At 67.1% G+C, this 15,660-nt stretch carries 18 protein-coding genes; 11 read left to right on the forward strand and 7 right to left on the reverse strand.

The features are described from left to right. Window positions 1–660, forward strand: a 660-nt coding sequence (locus N416_RS0118365) for a VWA domain-containing protein (RefSeq protein ID WP_024443565.1), incomplete at its 5' end; no start/stop codon positions are given. Between the two features lie 20 nt (window positions 661–680). On the opposite strand, the gene N416_RS24305 is transcribed toward N416_RS0118365, so the two are convergent. Continuing rightward, a complete protein-coding gene (locus tag N416_RS24305; protein WP_024443566.1) occupies window positions 681–2,045 on the reverse strand; it encodes a PPE domain-containing protein in 1,365 nt (454 codons plus the stop codon). 309 nt (window positions 2,046–2,354) lie between these two features. Here N416_RS24305 and N416_RS0118375 point away from each other — a divergent pair, with 309 nt between their 5' ends. The 8 genes from N416_RS0118375 (at window position 2,355) to mnhG (ending at window position 10,307) form a co-directional block, all read left to right on the forward strand. Next, a complete protein-coding gene (locus tag N416_RS0118375) occupies window positions 2,355–3,371 on the forward strand; it encodes a histidine kinase (protein WP_024443567.1) in 1,017 nt (338 codons plus the stop codon). After that, complete coding sequence (locus tag N416_RS0118380; RefSeq protein ID WP_024443568.1) at window positions 3,371–4,027, forward strand: response regulator transcription factor; 657 nt, start codon at window positions 3,371–3,373, stop codon at window positions 4,025–4,027. The genes N416_RS0118375 and N416_RS0118380 overlap by 1 nt, the downstream gene beginning before the upstream one ends. Window positions 4,028–4,225: 198 nt before the next feature. Further along, window positions 4,226–7,120, forward strand: a complete 2,895-nt coding sequence (locus tag N416_RS0118385; RefSeq protein ID WP_024443569.1) for a Na+/H+ antiporter subunit A — start codon at window positions 4,226–4,228, stop codon at window positions 7,118–7,120. Beyond that, a complete protein-coding gene (locus N416_RS0118390; RefSeq protein WP_024443570.1) occupies window positions 7,117–7,566 on the forward strand; it encodes a Na(+)/H(+) antiporter subunit C in 450 nt (149 codons plus the stop codon). The genes N416_RS0118385 and N416_RS0118390 overlap by 4 nt, the downstream gene beginning before the upstream one ends. Beyond that, complete coding sequence (locus N416_RS0118395; protein WP_024443571.1) at window positions 7,563–9,161, forward strand: Na+/H+ antiporter subunit D; 1,599 nt, start codon at window positions 7,563–7,565, stop codon at window positions 9,159–9,161. The genes N416_RS0118390 and N416_RS0118395 overlap by 4 nt, the downstream gene beginning before the upstream one ends. Further along, on the forward strand, window positions 9,158–9,685 hold the full coding sequence (locus N416_RS0118400) for a Na+/H+ antiporter subunit E (protein WP_024443572.1): 528 nt from the start codon (window positions 9,158–9,160) through the stop codon (window positions 9,683–9,685). The genes N416_RS0118395 and N416_RS0118400 overlap by 4 nt, the downstream gene beginning before the upstream one ends. Then, window positions 9,682–9,963 carry a monovalent cation/H+ antiporter complex subunit F gene (locus tag N416_RS0118405; protein WP_024443573.1) on the forward strand — a complete coding sequence of 94 codons (282 nt, stop codon included), beginning with the start codon at window positions 9,682–9,684 and terminating at the stop codon, window positions 9,961–9,963. Before N416_RS0118400 ends, N416_RS0118405 begins: the two co-directional genes overlap by 4 nt. Beyond that, entirely contained in the window at window positions 9,960–10,307 is a 348-nt protein-coding gene (gene mnhG, locus N416_RS0118410; RefSeq protein ID WP_024443574.1) for a monovalent cation/H(+) antiporter subunit G, read from the forward strand. The genes N416_RS0118405 and mnhG overlap by 4 nt, the downstream gene beginning before the upstream one ends. Here mnhG and N416_RS0118415 read toward each other — a convergent pair. From N416_RS0118415 to N416_RS0118435, 5 genes are all read right to left on the reverse strand, one after another. Continuing rightward, window positions 10,292–10,909, reverse strand: a complete 618-nt coding sequence (locus N416_RS0118415) for a bifunctional 2-polyprenyl-6-hydroxyphenol methylase/3-demethylubiquinol 3-O-methyltransferase UbiG (RefSeq protein WP_024443575.1) — start codon at window positions 10,907–10,909, stop codon at window positions 10,292–10,294. The genes mnhG and N416_RS0118415 overlap by 16 nt on opposite strands. A 21-nt stretch (window positions 10,910–10,930) precedes the next feature. Further along, complete coding sequence (locus N416_RS0118420) at window positions 10,931–11,437, reverse strand: LpqN/LpqT family lipoprotein (protein ID WP_164518012.1); 507 nt, start codon at window positions 11,435–11,437, stop codon at window positions 10,931–10,933. 19 nt (window positions 11,438–11,456) lie between these two features. Continuing rightward, window positions 11,457–11,627 carry a hypothetical protein gene (locus N416_RS23605; protein ID WP_192830995.1) on the reverse strand — a complete coding sequence of 57 codons (171 nt, stop codon included), beginning with the start codon at window positions 11,625–11,627 and terminating at the stop codon, window positions 11,457–11,459. A 151-nt stretch (window positions 11,628–11,778) separates the two neighbouring features. After that, the gene (locus N416_RS23350) at window positions 11,779–13,170 is read right to left on the reverse strand and encodes a glycine zipper domain-containing protein (RefSeq protein WP_024443578.1); all 1,392 of its coding nucleotides are present in this window, start codon (window positions 13,168–13,170) and stop codon (window positions 11,779–11,781) included. Continuing rightward, window positions 13,167–13,478, reverse strand: a complete 312-nt coding sequence (locus tag N416_RS0118435; RefSeq protein ID WP_024443579.1) for a DUF2563 family protein — start codon at window positions 13,476–13,478, stop codon at window positions 13,167–13,169. The genes N416_RS23350 and N416_RS0118435 overlap by 4 nt, the downstream gene beginning before the upstream one ends. A gap of 181 nt (window positions 13,479–13,659) precedes the next feature. Between N416_RS0118435 and N416_RS0118440 the strand changes: the two genes are divergently transcribed. Further along, window positions 13,660–14,016 carry a hypothetical protein gene (locus N416_RS0118440; RefSeq protein ID WP_125079068.1) on the forward strand — a complete coding sequence of 119 codons (357 nt, stop codon included), beginning with the start codon at window positions 13,660–13,662 and terminating at the stop codon, window positions 14,014–14,016. 14 nt (window positions 14,017–14,030) lie between these two features. On the opposite strand, the gene N416_RS0118445 is transcribed toward N416_RS0118440, so the two are convergent. Further along, a complete protein-coding gene (locus N416_RS0118445; protein WP_024443581.1) occupies window positions 14,031–14,945 on the reverse strand; it encodes an oxygenase MpaB family protein in 915 nt (304 codons plus the stop codon). Window positions 14,946–15,013: 68 nt separating this feature from the next. On the opposite strand from N416_RS0118445, the gene N416_RS0118450 reads away from it, so the two are divergent. Beyond that, window positions 15,014–15,649, forward strand: a complete 636-nt coding sequence (locus N416_RS0118450; protein WP_024443582.1) for a TetR/AcrR family transcriptional regulator — start codon at window positions 15,014–15,016, stop codon at window positions 15,647–15,649. Window positions 15,650–15,660 lie beyond the last annotated feature (11 nt).

Here is a 15,660-nt window from a genome sequence, read left to right on the forward strand (position 1 = left end):
CCCGGCGGTTCAGCGAGCGGTCGGCTGTCGATCAGCGTCGACGACGTCGAGGTCTCCGAGACCGAGACGCGCACCCAGTCTGCCGTTGCGCTGCTGGTGGACACCTCGTTCTCGATGGTGATGGATAATCGGTGGCTGCCGATGAAACGCACGGCGTTGGCGTTGAACCACCTGGTCAGCACCAGATTTCGCTCAGATGCGTTGCAGATCATCGCCTTCGGCCGTTATGCGCGCACGGTGACCGCCGCGGAGCTGACCGGCCTGGAAGGCGTCTATGAGCAGGGCACCAATCTGCACCATGCGCTGGCACTGGCGAGTCGGCACCTGCGTCGCCACCCCAATGCCCAGCCGGTGGTATTGGTGGTCACCGACGGGGAGCCGACGGCGCACTTAGAGGACTATGACGGCGCGGGGGCGGGTTCTGCGGTGTTTTTTGACTACCCGCCGCACCCGCGGACCATTGCCCACACCGTGCGGGGCTTCGATGACGTCGCCCGGCTCGGTGCCCAGGTGACGATCTTCCGGCTCGGCGACGATCCAGGGCTGGCCCGCTTCATCGATCAGGTGGCGCGTCGGGTCCAGGGTCGGGTGGTGGTGCCCGAACTCGATGGTCTGGGCGCAGCGGTGGTCGGGGACTACCTGAGGTCGCGCCGCCGCTAGCCGGCGCTCGGCCCAGAGAGTTACCGCGACAGCAGGCGGCGCTTTTGCGCAGCGAACTCCTCGCCGGTCAGATAGCCGGCGTCGTGTAGTTCGCCGAGTTCGCGGATGCCGGCGGCCAGTTCCGCCACCGAGGCCAGCGGAGCATGCGCCGCGGCCACGGCCGTCTGCTCTGCGGAATCCGAGGACGGCTTGCCGGCCCCGGCGGACGCAGTGGCCGCAATAGCCTTACCGGAATCCGAGCGGCGCTGGTTCATGGCGCCGGCCAACGCGCTGCCGCCCATACCGGCCAGCGCCATCTGGCCGAACGCCGTGCCCAGTCCAGCCGGCGAGGTGGCGGGGGCGGCGCCAAGCGGCGTCGAGAGACTGGCATGACGGATCTCGGGTGCCAGCTCGGCCCAGCTGATCGGCGTCGAGAGCGCCCCGAGGGGGAACGCCTCACCCCTGGACGCCACCACCGGGACGTGCGGGACCCGGAGATTCTCGGTCGAGGGCAGCTCCGCTATCCCGCCGATCTGGCCCAGCGCCTCCAGGATGCTTCGCTGGCCGCCGCGGAGAATGTCCTGGGTGTCGAAGATCTCGCGCGAGTCCTGCTCCGCGAAGTGCATGGCCGCGCCTGCCAGGAAGACACCGATGATCGACATCGGCAGGGCGATCCCCAGGGCGGTCTCGTCGGCGATGACGGCCATCCAGTCGAAGAACCCAGACGGGATGTCGCCCGGCAGCGCGACGCCGGGCAACCCCTGGACGGCCTCCGCCGAGCCGGGTCCGGTCAGCGTGGAGGCCAGTCGAGACGACACCGTCTGCGCCAGGTTGGCGGCGGGATTGCCCTGAGCGCCGGTCTGGCCGGCTGGTCCCGCCGGGTTACTGGTCTGCGGCGGCGGCGCGAACGGCTCCAGCTCGGATGCGGTCTTCGACAGGGCCGAGTAGCTGTACATCGCGGTGGCGTCCTGTGCCCACATCTCGCCGTACTGGGCTTCGGTGGCCGCGATCGCCGCGGCGTTCTGGCCCAGCACATTGGTGGCCAACAAGGTCATCAATTGAGCGCGGTTGGCGGCGACGACCGATGGGGGCACCGTCAGGGCGAACGCCGCCTCGTAGGCGGCGACCGCAGCCTTCGCCTGCAGCGAGGTCTTTTCGGCCTGACCGGCGGTGGCGTTCAGCCACGCCACGAACGGGGTGGCCGCGGCCGTCATCGCCGCCGCCGACGGACCCGACCACGCCGTGCCGGTCAACTCGGCGATCGCCGACTCGTAACCAGCCGCGGCGGAATGCAGGTCGGCGGCCAGCCCGCTCCACGCGCTCGCCGCGGCGAGCATCGGCCCCGAGCCGGCGCCGAGGTACATGAGACCGGAGTTGACTTCCGGCGGCAACGCGGCGAAGTTCATCGGCGGTGCACGGCGGACCCGGGCGTTGCGCGACGCCGCGCTCGGGTACAGCGGTCCATTGCAGTTGCATCCCTCCGGTCACGGGTCGGCGATGGTGTGATCTTTCGATCTAACGCGCCCAGCGCTCCACCAGGGGCGCGACACTCCGGGGCGGCAAACACTTCGACCATGGCGGCAAAGCCGACGATGCGCTGGGCGTACCACCATTGTCCGAGCCCGAACCAGCGGCTCGCCATGGTGTTTGACACCCATTCGCATGTCAGGGCGACCCGTATGGACAATGTGTACCGCGCAGACCAGGGTGGTGGGATGAGCCGTTGGACTGGGCTCGTCGACCGATTTCGGCGGCGGGCGAGCGCGCCCGCGCGTGGGCTGTTTCGGCGCGTCGTCTTGATCAACGGTCTGGTCTTCACCTTCGGCACCCTGGTACTGGCCATGTCGCCGGCAACCGTTTCGGGCCCCGTTCGCTTAACCGAGATCCCGGTGCTGATGGTCGGGCTGGCAGTCGTGGTGGGGGCCAATGCGCTGCTGCTGCGGTCCAGCCTGGCCCCGCTGGACCGGCTCGCCGCGTCCATGCGGCGGGTTGACCTGCTCCGGCGCACCGACCGGGTGGACGATCCGGGCGACGGAGATCTGCACCACCTGATGGCGTCGTTCAACGCCATGCTCGACAGGCTGGAAACCGAACGCGCATCCTCGAGTGCCTTAGTGCTCGTTGCGCAGGAGAACGAGCGGCAGCGGATCGCCAGGGAGTTGCACGATGAGATCGGTCAAACCCTGACGGTCGCCCTGCTCACCCTCAAACGAGCCGTCGACGCCGCGCCGGAAGGACTACGCGGGGATCTCGCGGATGCGCAGGAGATCGTGCGGGCCAGCCTCGACGAAGTGCGCGGCATCGCGCGACGGCTACGACCGGACGCGTTGGAAGACCTCGGCCTGTCCAGCGCCCTGCAGGCGCTATGCAATCAGTTCACCCAGGCGAGCGGCATTGACGTGGTCAAAGACATTGGCCCGCAAGCGGAACGACTGGATCCCAACGTGGAGTTGGTGTGCTATCGCATAGTGCAGGAGAGCCTGACCAACATTGCCCGGCATTCGGGTGCGCAGAAGGTGTGGCTGGACCTGCATGTCGATGCAACGGGGGAGCTGACCTTGCGGATCTCCGATGACGGCACGGGTGCGATGAGCGTCGAAGGTGCGGGCATCACCGGAATGCGTGAGCGCGCACTGCTGGTGCACGGCACCTTGACCATCACCTCGTCGGCCGAGCAAGGCACCGAGATCCGGCTGGTGGTGCCGGCCCGACCCGGGGTGGGCCGGTCATGATGCCGACGCAGCCGGCCCGCATCCTGTTGGCCGACGATCATGCCCTGATGCGCAGTGGCCTGCGGATGATTCTGGACGCCGAGCCCGACCTGTCCGTCGTCGCCGAGGCCGCCGATGGCGCCGAGGCGCTCGCAGTGTTGCAGGAAACCCCGGTCGACCTGGCCATTCTGGATATCGCGATGCCGCGGATGACCGGCTTGCAGGCCGCCCGGGAGATCAACCGCAACCATCCCCACGTGCGGGTGCTGATGCTGTCGATGCACGACAACGAGCAGTACTTCTTCGAAGCTCTCAAGGCGGGCGCGTCGGGCTACGTCTTGAAGTCGGTCGCTGACCGCGACCTGCTCGAGGCCTGCCGGGCGACGATTCGCGGCGAGCCGTTTCTGTACGCCGGGGCGGTGACCGCCCTGATTCGCGACTACCTGCACCGGGCGCGGCACGGCAATACGTTGCCCGAGACCATCCTCACGCCCCGCGAGGAGGAAGTCCTCAAGCTGATCGCCGAGGGCTTCTCGGCGCGGGAGATCGCCAAGACGCTCGGCATCAGCGCTAAGACAGTCGACCGCCACCGGACCAACACCCTGCAGAAATTGGGCCTGCGCGACCGCCTGGCGCTCACCCGGTATGCCATCAGGACCGGGCTGATCGAGCCGTAGACCGACATTAGCCATGGGTGTTTCACCCCCCGCCGAATGGGGGTTGCATTCCATGGCGCGCGGCCGCTGAACCACACAGACTGGAATCAGTGGTGGTGGGAGATGGGAGTGGGTGCGCTTTGTCGCGCCCGCGTGTCTTCTGACGATTCGTGCTACGACTGATTGCATCGACTTAAACGAAACGGCCCGTGGAGCGTGATGCTGGCGATACTGCTTGCCCATGTTGTTGGCACAGCTGCGGCACCAGCGTTGGTGCGCAGGTGGGGCAGGGTGGCCTTCTATCCGCTGGGATTGATCCCGCTGGTATCGCTGGGCTGGGTCGTCGCGAACTGGCCCGCCGGTCCGGCCGCCGATCACCGCGTCACCGTGCCCTGGGTGCCCGGGCTGTCAATGGACATCGCGCTACGGTTCGATTCGCTGAGCGCGATCATGTGCGTGCTGGCGCTGGGGATCGGCGCCTTGGTGCTGTTTTACTGCGCCGGATACTTCCGGCCGGTCGGGGCGCACGAAGCCGATCCTCGGCTGCCCAGCTTCGCCGCCAAGATGGTCGGTTTCGCCGGAGCGATGTTCGGGCTGATGGTCGCCGACAACGCGCTGGTGCTCTACGTCTTCTGGGAAATGACGACCGTGTTGTCGTTCCTGCTGATCGGTCACTACGCCGAACGTGCGGTCAATCGCCGCGCCGCCATCCAGGCGTTGCTGGTGACCACTGCCGGTGGGCTGGCCATGCTGGTCGGCATCATCATGGTGGGCAACGCCGCCGGCACGTACCTGCTGTCAGAGCTGGTGGCCCGTCCGCCGTCGGGGACCGTCGTGACCGTCGGGGTGCTGCTGATCCTGGTCGGCGCCCTGAGCAAGTCGGCCATCTTTCCGCTGCACTTCTGGCTGCCCGGCGCCATGGCGGCACCGACCCCGGTCAGCGCCTACCTGCACGCCGCGGCGATGGTCAAAGCCGGCATCTATCTGGTAGCGAGGCTGGCTCCGGGGTTCGCCGATTCGCCCGGGTGGCGTCCGACGCTGATGATTCTCGGTCTGGCCACCGCGCTGCTGGCGGGATGGCGGGCCGTGCGCGAGTACGACCTCAAGCTGCTGCTGGCCTACAGCACCGTCAGCCAGCTGGGTCTGATGATCGTGTTGGTCGGAGCCGGTACCGGTGATCTCATGCTGGCCGGGTTGACCGCCATGTGCGCGCACGCCGCGGCCAAGGCCACGTTGTTCATGGTGGTCGGGATCATCGACCACGCCACCGGCACCCGCGATCTGCGCGAGCTAGCCGGGCTCGGGCGCCGTTGCCCGGAGCTGTTCGTGATCGCCGCCGCGGCCGCCGCCAGCATGGCCGGGGTGCCGCCGTTCGTGGGCTTCATAGCCAAGGAGACCATCTTCGGGGCTGAGGCCCAGTCGCCGGTCCTGGGTTCCGCCGGTCCGTACGTGCTGGCCGCCGGTGTGGTCGCCTCGATGTTCACCGTGATCTACAGCGTGCGGTTCGTGTGGGGCGGCTTCGCCGGGAAGGGCCGGTCCGCGCCGAGTGCGAACGTGGCGAACCTGCACCGACCTGAAGTGGCGTTCCTGGCGCCGCCGGCGGTGCTGGCCGCCACCAGCCTGATCCTGGGGTTGTGTGCGCTCACCCTCGACACCGTGCTGCGCAGCTACGCCGACACCATGCCCGGCGGAACCGGCTACCACCTGGCGCTGTGGCACGGCGTGGGGCTGCCGGTGCTGCTGTCGGCGCTGGTCCTGGTGGTCGGCGCCAGTGTGTTCGCAGCCCGCGGCCCGCTGCGTCTGTCCCGGCTGCGCCGACTGCCGATGGGCAAGGCCGACCGCATCTACGACGACGTGCTGCGGCTGCTTGATGTGGCAGCGGTGCGGCTGACCGGCATCACCCAGCGTGGCTCTTTGCCGCTCAACCAGGGGGTGATCTTCGCGACGCTGGTGGTGCTGCCGCTGACGGCGCTCGTATTGGGCGCGCGCAATCACGTCGAGCTGCACCTGTGGGACACCCCGCTGCAGCTGACGGTCGCGGTCCTGGTGGTCGCCGGCGCGATCGGCGCGACCATGGCTCGCAACCGGCTGTCCGCGGTGTTGATGGTCGGGGTGACCGGTTACGGGTGCGCGGCGGCATTCGCCTTCCACGGTGCACCCGACCTGGCGCTGACCCAGCTGTTGGTCGAGACCGTGACCCTGGTGATCTTCGTGTTGGTGCTGCGCACGTTGCCGGCGGAGGCGGAGCGCCCCACCATGATGCTGAACCGGCTGCCGCGCATAGTGCTTGCCGGCGCGGTGGGGATCACCGTCGCGGTACTGGCGGCCTTCGCGATGGCGGCGCGCAGCAGCGACGGCGTGGCCGAGGCGTTGCCCGAGGCGGCCTACGTTCGCGGCCACGGCGCCAATACCGTCAACGTGTTGCTGGTCGATATCCGGGCCTGGGACACCCTTGGTGAGATCTCGGTGTTGCTGGTTGCCGCGACGGGTGTGGCCTCGATGGTGTTCCGCAACCGCCGCTTCGGCCGGGCTCCGCGGATCGCCGACGCCGGCAGCCCGCGCAAGACCGTGGGCATCACCACGCCCTACAGTCCGGCGATCGGGTCGACCACCTGGCTGCGCGGCAGCGCCTACCACGACCCCAATGAGCGGTCGCTGGTGCTGGAGGTCGCGACCCGGATCATCTTCCCGCTGATCATGGTGGTCTCGGTCTACTTCCTGTTCGCCGGGCACAACTATCCGGGCGGTGGCTTCGCCGGCGGGCTTGCCGCCGGGCTGGGGCTGGCATTGCGCTACCTGGCCGGCGGACGCTACGAGCTCGGCGAGACACTGCCCCTGGACTCCAGCAAGATCCTGGGCGTCGGGCTGGCCCTGGTCGGAGGGACGGCGCTGGCGTCGTTGTTCCTGGGCGCGCCGGTGTTGTCCTCGGCGGTGCTGAGCTTCACCCTCCCGGTGTTCGGGCACGTCGATGTGGTGACGTCGTTGTTCTTCGATCTGGGCGTGTACCTGGTGGTCGTCGGCATGGTGCTCGATGTGCTGCGCAGCCTGGGCGTGCGATTGGACCAGGAGCTTGAATCGCAGTCCGTCAGCCGACCGATGGCAGGAGTGTCATGACCGCGCATCTGGTTCCGTTGCTGATGGCCGCCGGGCTCACCTCCTGCGGGGTCTACATGCTGCTCGAGCGCAGCCTGACCCGAATGTTGTTGGGCCTGATGATGATCGGGAATGCCATCAATCTGCTGATCATCGATGTCGGCGGACCCGACGGAAATCCGCCGATCCTGTGGGCCAGCTCCGGTAAGGAAACCGACGCCGACCCACTGGCTCAGGCCATGGTGTTGACCTCCATCGTCATCACCATGGGCGTCGGCGCGTTCGTGCTGGCCCTGACCTACCGCTCCTACCACCTGACGACCACCGATGACATCGGCGACGACCAGGAAGCGACCCGCGTCTCGCAGCTGTCCGACGAAGAGGTCATCGCCGCCGAACCCGACCAGGGCGTGCCGGTGGCGGCCGGTGAGCTCGACGCCGTTCCTGAAAGCGAGGTCTCGCGGTGAGTCTTGCCGCCGTCTTGATGCCGCTGCCGGTGCTGCTGCCCACGCTGGGCGCGGCGCTGACGCTGATCGTCGGCCGCCGCCCCCGGCTGCAGCGGCCGATCACCATCGGTGTGCTGTGCGCGGTAACCGCAGTCAGCGCGGCGCTGCTGTATCTGACCGACCGCAACGGCACGCTGGTGCTGCATGTCGGGGGATGGGGACCGACCGAGCAGAAGCTGGGGCCGCTCGGCATCAGCCTGGTCGTCGACCGACTGTCGGCGCTGATGCTGGTGGTGTCGGCGGTCGTGCTGCTGGCGGTCATCGTCTACGCCATCGGGCAGGGCGTGCGCGACGGTGACGACCGCCAGCCGGTCTCGATCTTCCTGCCCACCTATCTGACCCTGGCCACCGGCGTCTCGCTGGCGTTTCTGGCCGGCGACCTGTTCAACCTGTTCGTCGGGTTCGAGATGCTGCTGTCGGCGAGCTTCGTTTTGCTGACCATCGGCGCCAGTGCTGAACGTATCCGCGCCGGTATCGGCTACGTGATGGTCTCGATGGCCTCGTCGTTGGTCTTTCTGCTCGGCATCGCGCTGGTCTATGCCTCCACCGGAACACTGAACCTCGCCGAGCTGGCGACGCGGACCGGCGCCATGCCGGGCGGTACCCGAAGCGCGGTGTTCGCCGTGTTGCTGGTGGCGTTCGGCATCAAGGCCGCGGTGTTCCCGCTGTCGGCCTGGCTACCCGACGCCTATCCCACCGCGCCCGCCCCGATCACCGCGGTGTTCGCCGGGATTCTGACCAAAGTCGGTGTGTACGCGATCATCCGGGCGCACTCACTGCTGTTCCCCGACGGAGGTCTGGACTCGGTGCTGCTGGTCGCGGCGTTGCTGACCATGTTGATCGGAATATTTGGCGCCATCGCGCAAAGCGACATCAAGCGGGTGCTGTCGTTTACGCTGGTCAGCCACATCGGCTTCATGATGTTCGGAGTCGCGTTGTCGAGCCAGCTGGGAATGTCCGGCGCGATCTTCTACGTGATGCACCACATCATCGTGATGACCACGCTGTTCCTGGCGGCCGGACTGATCGAACGCCAGGGCGGCGCATCGTCGCTTTACCGGCTGGGCGGTCTGATCGCCAATCCGTTGTTGGCCTTCGTGTTCCTGATTCCGGCGTTCAATCTCGGTGGTATTCCGCCGTTTTCGGGGTTCATCGGCAAGACCGCCGTGCTGCAGGCCGGGGTGGGTGACGGGTCGGTGCTGGCCTGGTGCCTGGTCGGTGGGGCAGTGGTGACGAGCCTGCTGACGTTGTACGTCCTGGCGCGGGTGTGGACCATGGCGTTCTGGCGCCGCCGCGTCGACGCTCCCGAGGGCGAGTTGGTGCTAGCCGCTCCGCCGGTGCTGCTTGACGACGTCGGCGACGTTGCCTACGACGACCGTGATGACGTCGGAAAGATGCCGACGTGGATGGTGGTCCCGACCCTCGCACTGATCGCGCTGGGCCTGTCGCTGAGCGTGTTGGCCGGCCCGATTTTCGCCTACACCGAGCGGGCGGCGGCCGAGATTCTGGACCGAAGCGAATACATCTCGACCGTGTTGTCGGTGGGTGCACCATGAGGGCCCTCGCGCTGCGGATTTTCACGGTGTCCGCGTTGACGATCGTGTGGGTGCTGTTGTGGGGCCGCTTCACGATCCCCAACATCACCACGGGAATCGTGGTCGCGCTCGTGATCGTGGTCTTGCTACCGATGCCGCCCGTGCCGGTGCAGGGCCGCGTTCATCTGGTGCCGCTGCTGAAACTGTTGGGGCTGTTCACCTGGTATCTGATGGAGTCCAGCCTTCAGTTGATGTGGCTGGCGGTCCGACCCGGACCGCCGCCGCGCACCGGGGTGCTACGGGTGCCGCTGACCATCAAATCCGACCTGGTTTTGGTGCTGGCCGCCAACATCACCACATTGATTCCCGGATCGATGGTGCTGGAGATCGATCAGGTTCGGCGGATTCTGTATTGCCATGTGATCGATGTCGGCTCGGCGTCCGCGGTGGAACGGTTTTTCCAGCAGGTCGCCCAAGTGGAGCGACTGTTGATCGCCGCGTTCGAGCGTGACGACAAGTGGCGGCCGGCGGGAGTAGACGCATGACCGTGGTCTGGGGAACTGCAGGTGTGCTGTTGGGCTTCGCCGCCGTCATCACCATGTATCGACTGCTGGCCGGACCCAGCACCTTGGATCGGCTGGTGGCGCTGGACACGCTGGCCGCGATGACGATGTGTGGTATCGGTATCTGGGCTGCGGTCAGCCGGGACACCACCGTCACCTATAGCCTCGCGGCACTGGCGCTGGTCGGCTTCATCGGGTCGGTGAGCGTGGCACGCTTCCGGGTGCCCGACGACGCACCCAACGTGGGGAGGCACTCATGATCCTGCTCGACGTGCTCGCCGGGGTGCTGGTGCTCGCCGGTTCGGTGCTGGCGCTGACGGCGGCCATCGGAGTGGTGCGGTTCCCCGACACCTTGGCCCGGATGCACTCGGCCACCAAACCGCAGGTGTTGGGCCTATTGCTGGTACTCGGCGGTGCGCTGATCCGGCTACGGGGCAGCCACGACGCCGGCATGGTGACCGTGAGCATCCTGTTCACCCTGGTCACCGCCCCGGTGGTTGCGCATCGGGTGGGCCGTCTGGCCTATCAGGAGCAGGACATGACCGAGGTGCTGAGCGTTGACCAACTCGGCGAGCTGACCGAGGAGGATCAGCTGCCGCTGTGAGCGGGGCGCAGCACCGCTACCAGGAAATCGGAGTCCGCGGTGAAGGGCCGCAGTTCCCAAGTGCCCAGCAGGAGATCGGTCGCGAAACCGGCGGCCGACGCGTCGCGCAGGAACTGATCGAAGTCGTAGTCCCGGTTGGCGCCGAAGCCGATCACGGTCCGGCCGTCGTCGGCGCAGTGGGCGCGCAATCGGCGCAGGATCTCCGGGCGCGTGCTCGGGGCCACAAACGCCATGACGTTGCCCGCCGACACGATGAGGTCGAACGGTTCGGGGATGCCGCGGGCGGGCAGGTCGAGCTCGGCGAGGTCGCCCACGAGATAGCGCGGCCCGGGATGGTCCTGCTCGGCGGCCTCGATGAGCTCCGGGTCGACGTCGACACCGACCACGTCGTGACCGCACTTGGCCAGGACGCCGGCGACCCGGCCCGGGCCGCAGCCGGCGTCGAGGATGCGCGCGCCCCGCGATGCCATCGCGTCGATGAAGCGTGCTTCGCCGGCCAGATCCTTACCGGCGCGGGCCATCTCGCGGAAGCGTTCGATATACCACTGCGAATGCCCGGGATCGGCGGCGACTTTCTGCATCCAGAGGCTCTGCTCGACCATGGATGCATTGTCGCAGGGTCCTCACGGGGTGGGCAGGCGGACTTCCACCGAATCCAGTAGTGCCTGTTTGGCTGCGACGTAGTGGGGGTTGTCGGCGTCGGTGGTCTGCAGGGTGACCGTGATCGCCCAGATCCTGGCCTTGGTGTTCTGCACGGCGATGAGCAGGCCGGTGGCGGGCCGGCCCTGCAGGTTGTAGGTGATCGTTCTGCTGGGAAAGCCCGACACCGTGCCTGCGATGTCGGTGTCGAGGTCACCGACGAGGTCGATGACCGCGGCGCGCTCCTTGGCCAGGGCCTGCGATGGGAGTCCCACCTGGCCGGTGAGCTCTTCGCACGTCACCACCGCGTTGGGCGTGAAGCCGTGCTGCCGCAGCTCCTGGTTGAACAGAATGCCGCGGATCGACGTCTCGTCTTTGCCCGGCATGAACCCCCAACCCGGCGGCTGGGGGAGGGTGATCGTCGGTTCGTCGGGCGTGCGGGGATCCAGCTGGATGGGTCCCTCGCTGGCTGGCTGACTATCGGGTTCCACGTCAAGTCCTTTCGGTGCGTCACGAACGAGAACCAGGCCATCGCCCGATCGGCCAGCGTTTGCGGACATAGGCGGCACCGAAGCCGAGGTAGGAGAAGAACGCTGCTCCGATGGCCGCGCTGATCAGGTCTGACGTCTCCGGGTTCTTCACGGCGCTGTAGAGCGCGACAGCGAATAACGTTGTACACACCAGAGGGCCGATGAGCCAAAACAGCCACTTCGACTTCGCGTCCTTACGGGGGTCCACGGGGACTGCGACAAGAAACATCACCGCCCCGGCAGCAAAGATGATGCGCTCTGCGTTACTGATGGTGATCGATCTCCCTTACCTATGGGCCAGCTCAGCCGAAGAGGCTCCGCCAAACACTGTGGGACACATCCGCAATCTCTTCGCCCATCTTCTTTCCGATGTCGCTGCCGATCACGCCGCCGACCACCGCTCCGACGCCGGCGCCGATCACGGTTCCGGCCCCCGGGGCGATCATGGTCCCGATCCAGGCCCCCGCTTCGGCCCCAGTGGTGGCGCCGACCAAGCCACCGCCGATATCACCCGCGGTTTTGGCACCGACGTCGACCAGAGTGGTGCTCACGGCGGCACCGTTGCTCACGTCGTCGAAGCCTTCCACGATCCCATTCACGCCGGTGACGACGTTTCCGGCCAAACCCAGACGTTTGCCGAACCTCTCGACGTTTTCCAACGCAGTGGTCATCGGGACGCCGCCGGGAATAGCGGGACTGGGGGAGCCGCCCGGAACGAACCCGGGCAACTTCGCTGGATTGGCGGGTACGTTCGCTCGTTCACCGGCCGCGGCGAGGCCGTCGCCGACGTTGCCCCATTTGCCGTTGATCTGGGTGGGTGGGGTGGGCGGCGGTAGTGACCCGGGGACCATCACGGGCGTGCCCGGTGGCACCGACGGCGGGGTGGCCCCGGCGCCGCCGTCGCCGGCCTTGCCGTCCGGCGTTCCGGGAGCTTGGCCGTTGGCGCCGCCAGTGCCACCATCGGCTCCCGTCGGGGTACCGCCTGCCGGCGGTGTCTGCCCGGCTTGGCCGTTGGGCGTGCCGTCAGCTGAGCCGGCGGTCCCCGGAACGCCGTTGCCGGCAGCAGGCTCGCTGTCGGCGTCGAACTTGCGTACCACGACGTCCGGGTCGTAGCCGTCCTTGACCCGCAGGTTGGTCATGGCCTGTTTCAGCGTCTTGGAGTAGTCATTGCGGAAGAACGTCTCGTTGTGCAGGGCCGTCTCGGTGTCGGCCTTGGCTGCCCGGCGAACCTCCTCGATATCGTCGTCGCGATCCAGGCCCTGGCTCTCCAGGTCGAGGTAGTGGCCGATCAGATAGTCGGCAGTCTGCAGGTTCTCATTGAGTGACTTGACGTTGCCCCGCGAGGTCGCGCGGGCCTGAGCCAGAGCGGCGGCGATGGTCTCCAGGTCAGCGGCGATCTGGCCGAGCTGCTCGTTTGTGGCGTGCAGGCTGTCTTTGACGCGCTGGACTTCGGCGCCGTTGTTGATGGGCTGCTCGCCGTTTTCGCGGTTGTACTGGGCGAAGTGGTCTTGGGCGGTGCGGAAGGAGTCTTCGGCGGCGGTGGCCGAACCGGCGGCAGAGTGGAAGGACTGGGCCAGGAAGTTGATCTGGGTGGGGCTGCCGGCCTGCAGACTGTCATCGATCGCCCACGGATCACCACCAGCCTGCGCGACGAGGTCGTCGACATGCAGGTGCTGCAGGGAGGGACGACTCACTGTCGGGGGCCGGCGACGTCTCGCAACAGTTGGGCGTTGTGGTTGTCCATCTCGGTGAAGCCGGCGGCGGCGGTGCGCACCTTCTCGGCGATGCCGGTGAGGTTCTGGTGGTGGCTGTGCAGGGCGTCGCGATGACTGTCCTTGGCGCTGCCCAGCGCTGCCTGGAAACCGTGAGCGTCATCGAAATCGCCGAACATCTTGGCGGTCACGCCGGCCACGTCGAGGCGCTGAGCACCGTCATTGGCGTGCGCGCCGGCATCGTCGGACACGTTTGCTCCGGTGCGCAACACATGGGGGTCGACGTGCATCGCCTGCCACCTTCCATCCGCTTGTGTCGAGGTCAAAGCCTACCGACGGGGGCTGAACCGTCAATTCACCCGCAGAGCTTCGGCCAGAAGCAAGGGAAAACCCTGTTTCGCCGCGGTGGCGGCGAATCCTAGGTTCGACCTAGCGGATCCGGGCAAGGCCGAGAGGGAAGGAGTGGCAGCTGTGGGCTTCAAAGATGTTTTCGTCGCGGCGGCCCTGGTCGGCACCGCCGCCGAGATGTTCAGCCCGAGCGAGCCGGGACCGCTGTTGGGTTCCTACACCATGACTGTTACCGACGGCGCCGGAATAGTCCGGGCCGGGTCGGCCTATACCTGGTTCTTGGCGCCGTGCGGCCCAGGCTGTCTCAACGTTCGCGACACCGCCATCGGCTGGGACAAGGAAGCTCACCTCGAGGGCAACAGGTGGGTATGGACCATCGATGACGGGAGGCTGACCCATTCCTTCGACCAGAAGACCCTGGCCGGGAAACTGGCCGGCTCGTCAACCACCATTTGGTGGGTGTTGACCAAGAACGCCTGACAGCAGCGGCCCGGTCACACCAGCGGGCGACCGGCGCGGATACGACGGTCGAGGTCCCACAGGATCAGGTTGAACGGGAAGCCGCGCAAGAACTGCGGCAGCACATTGTTGACTTCCCGAAGAGCGCCCATCAGCCGGTCGAACCGGCGTTGCTTGTCGGCGTCCCACGGCAGTTGCATTTCGTCGCGGAAGCGCTGCGGGAGGAAACCGGTGGTGATGAGTAGCGCCAGCCGTTCATTCGCCCGCTGCAACGGGCCGGGCAGGGTCAGGCCCCGCAGCCGGGCCGCCGCGATCGGTTTCAGGTATTCGCGGACGGCGTCGTCGATGTGGACCTTGTCCAGTTGCTCCTGCCAGTACTGGTCGAAGGCCGCCCGGTCGGCGGGCCACATGTCCTCGGGCACCTGCAGCATGGTGGCCATTGCCTTGCCCTCGTTGTGGTAATGCCGGTCGGCATGCTCGTCGTCCATCTCGCCGAGGAAGATGCGGTGGATGTCGACGTTGCCCTTGTAGAGGCAGGCTCCGACCCACAGCTGCAGGTCACGGTCGAATGCGTTGTACTTCACCGGGCTGTCGGCGGTGGATCGAACCTGTCGGTGTGCACTGTTGACCGCTTCGCGGAAGGCGGCCTTCTGCACGTCGTTGCCCTGGGTGGAAACCACCAGATAGGTGAACGTGGTGCGAGCTCGCTTTATCGGATGCAGGTCCACCCGGCCGCTTTCGACTTTGCTCTCCATCACGCCGTAGCCGACGCCGGGCCGGCCCAGTTGCATGATCACGTTGGCGGGCCCGGCCAACAACGCCACGCCCATCATCATGTTGTCTTTGCAGCTGACCTGCGGCAGCCAGGAACGCCGACGCGGGGCGGGGTGCGCATCCAGTGAGTCGTTGACCGCACGCTCCACCAGGGGAACCGGCTCGCTGATTGTCATTACTGCACCTCGCTGTAACTGGAAACGTCGGTTTCCTGATATTGCCCAGCTGTGGGCCCGGTGTCAAGATGGTGAGCGTGGTTTCCGCCGTTCCCGAGCGCCCCTACCGAGGTGTGCAAGCAGCCGATCGGCTGGCCGAGCGCCGGGAACGCCTGCTGGCGGCCGGGCTTGACCTGCTGGGCGCCCGTGAATTGATCGAGTTGACCGTGCGAGGGATCTGCCATCGGGCCGGTGTGGCGTCCCGGTATTTCTACGAGAGCTTTGCCGACAAGGACGAGTTCGTGGCCGCGGTGTTCGACTGGGTGGTCGGTGACCTGGCGACCAGCACCCAGGCCGCAGTGGCCGCGGTGCCCTATGCCGAGCAGACCCGGGCCGGCATGGCCCACCTGGTGTCTGCCATCGCCGGGGACGTCCGCATCGGCCAGATTCTGTTCAGCACGCAGCTGACCAATGCGTTGCTGGTGCGCAAGCGTGCCGAGTCCAGTGCGCTGTTCGCGATGTTGTCCGGACGCTACGTGCAGAACGTTTTACGGGTCCCGGGCAACGATCGGATCAAGGCGGCGGCGCACTTCATGGTCGGCGGGGTGGCCCAGACAATCAGTGCCTGGCTGGCCGGTGACGTGAAACTGGCGCCGGAGGAACTGGTGGACCAGCTGACCGCTCTACTGGGCCAGCTCGACGATCCGGCCCTGTTTCGGAGCTAGGCGGGATGGCG

Origin of the sequence: Mycobacterium sp. UM_WGJ, from assembly GCF_000455125.1 — a bacterium.
Classification (GTDB): Bacteria; Actinomycetota; Actinomycetes; order Mycobacteriales; family Mycobacteriaceae; genus Mycobacterium.

What these genes read in the sequence shown, in the direction of transcription:
- N416_RS24305 (WP_024443566.1), bottom strand. Translation starts at nt 2,045, where the DNA reads ATGAACTTCGCCGCGTTGCCGCCGGAAGTCAACTCCGGTCTCATGTAC.
- N416_RS0118375 (WP_024443567.1), top strand. Translation starts at nt 2,355, where the DNA reads ATGAGCCGTTGGACTGGGCTCGTCGACCGATTTCGGCGGCGGGCGAGC.
- N416_RS0118380 (WP_024443568.1), top strand. Translation starts at nt 3,371, where the DNA reads ATGCCGACGCAGCCGGCCCGCATCCTGTTGGCCGACGATCATGCCCTG.
- N416_RS0118385 (WP_024443569.1), top strand. Translation starts at nt 4,226, where the DNA reads ATGCTGGCGATACTGCTTGCCCATGTTGTTGGCACAGCTGCGGCACCA.
- N416_RS0118390 (WP_024443570.1), top strand. Translation starts at nt 7,117, where the DNA reads ATGACCGCGCATCTGGTTCCGTTGCTGATGGCCGCCGGGCTCACCTCC.
- N416_RS0118400 (WP_024443572.1), top strand. Translation starts at nt 9,158, where the DNA reads ATGAGGGCCCTCGCGCTGCGGATTTTCACGGTGTCCGCGTTGACGATC.
- N416_RS0118405 (WP_024443573.1), top strand. Translation starts at nt 9,682, where the DNA reads ATGACCGTGGTCTGGGGAACTGCAGGTGTGCTGTTGGGCTTCGCCGCC.
- mnhG (WP_024443574.1), top strand. Translation starts at nt 9,960, where the DNA reads ATGATCCTGCTCGACGTGCTCGCCGGGGTGCTGGTGCTCGCCGGTTCG.
- N416_RS0118415 (WP_024443575.1), bottom strand. Translation starts at nt 10,909, where the DNA reads ATGGTCGAGCAGAGCCTCTGGATGCAGAAAGTCGCCGCCGATCCCGGG.
- N416_RS0118435 (WP_024443579.1), bottom strand. Translation starts at nt 13,478, where the DNA reads ATGCACGTCGACCCCCATGTGTTGCGCACCGGAGCAAACGTGTCCGAC.
- N416_RS0118445 (WP_024443581.1), bottom strand. Translation starts at nt 14,945, where the DNA reads ATGACAATCAGCGAGCCGGTTCCCCTGGTGGAGCGTGCGGTCAACGAC.
- N416_RS0118450 (WP_024443582.1), top strand. Translation starts at nt 15,014, where the DNA reads ATGGTGAGCGTGGTTTCCGCCGTTCCCGAGCGCCCCTACCGAGGTGTG.